This window comes from Staphylococcus pseudoxylosus, assembly GCF_003697915.1.
Taxonomy (GTDB): domain Bacteria; phylum Bacillota; class Bacilli; order Staphylococcales; family Staphylococcaceae; genus Staphylococcus; species Staphylococcus pseudoxylosus.
Genome location: NZ_RCVN01000035.1, coordinates 1 through 1,546 on the forward strand (window position 1 = coordinate 1; position 1,546 = coordinate 1,546).

At 50.1% G+C, this 1,546-nt stretch carries 2 rRNA genes; both read right to left on the minus strand.

Annotated elements, in window-relative coordinates:
- Window position 1 precedes the first annotated feature (1 nt).
- Window positions 2-116, minus strand: a 5S ribosomal RNA gene (rrf, locus tag D9V42_RS14585).
- A 79-nt stretch (window positions 117-195) separates the two neighbouring features.
- Window positions 196-1,546 (minus strand): 23S ribosomal RNA (locus tag D9V42_RS14590); the annotation flags it as partial.

Genomic DNA, 1,546 nt, shown 5'->3' on the forward strand with positions numbered 1-1,546 from the left:
TGCCTGGCAACGTCCTACTCTTGCGGAACGTAAGTCCGACTACCATCGGCGCTAAAGAGCTTAACTTCTGTGTTCGGCATGGGAACAGGTGTGACCTCTTTGCCATTGTCACCAGACAATGAAATGTATGAAATTATACATTCAAAACTAGATAGTAAGTAAAATATGATTTAACCAAAACAAAACATTTAAAATTTGATTAAGTCTTCGATCGATTAGTATTCGTCAGCTCCACATATCGCTATGCTTCCACCTCGAACCTATTAACCTCATCATCTTTGAGGGATCTTATAACCGAAGTTGGGAAATCTCATCTTGAGGGGGGCTTCATGCTTAGATGCTTTCAGCACTTATCCCGTCCATACATAGCTACCCAGCGATGCCGTTGGCACGACAACTGGTACACCAGAGGTATGTCCATCCCGGTCCTCTCGTACTAAGGACAGCTCCTCTCAAATTTCCTACGCCCACGACGGATAGGGACCGAACTGTCTCACGACGTTCTGAACCCAGCTCGCGTACCGCTTTAATGGGCGAACAGCCCAACCCTTGGGACCGACTACAGCCCCAGGATGCGATGAGCCGACATCGAGGTGCCAAACCTCCCCGTCGATGTGAACTCTTGGGGGAGATAAGCCTGTTATCCCCGGGGTAGCTTTTATCCGTTGAGCGATGGCCCTTCCATGCGGAACCACCGGATCACTAAGTCCGTCTTTCGACCCTGCTCGACTTGTAAGTCTCGCAGTCAAGCTTCCTTATGCCTTTACACTCTATGAATGATTTCCAACCATTCTGAGGAAACCTTTGAGCGCCTCCGTTACTCTTTAGGAGGCGACCGCCCCAGTCAAACTGCCCATCTGACACTGTCTCCCACCATGATAAATGGTGCGGGTTAGAAATCCAACACAGCGAGGGTAGTATCCCAACAACGCCTCCACGTAAGCTAGCGCTCACGCATCTCAGGCTCCTACCTATCCTGTACAAGCTGTGCCGAATTTCAATATCAGACTACAGTAAAGCTCCACGGGGTCTTTCCGTCCTGTCGCGGGTAACCTGCATCTTCACAGGTACTATGATTTCACCGAGTCTCTCGTTGAGACAGTGCCCAAATCGTTACGCCTTTCGTGCGGGTCGGAACTTACCCGACAAGGAATTTCGCTACCTTAGGACCGTTATAGTTACGGCCGCCGTTTACTGGGGCTTCGATTCGTAGCTTCGCAGAAGCTAACCACTCCTCTTAACCTTCCAGCACCGGGCAGGCGTCAGCCCCTATACATCACCTTACGGTTTAGCAGAGACCTGTGTTTTTGATAAACAGTCGCTTGGGCCTATTCACTGCGGCTCTCCTGGGCGTTAACCCTAAAGAGCACCCCTTCTCCCGAAGTTACGGGGTCATTTTGCCGAGTTCCTTAACGAGAGTTCGCTCGCTCACCTTAGAATTCTCATCTTGACTACCTGTGTCGGTTTGCGGTACGGGCACCACAATTCTAGCTAGAGGCTTTTCTCGGCAGTGTGAAATCAACGACTCGAGGAAACAATTTCCTCT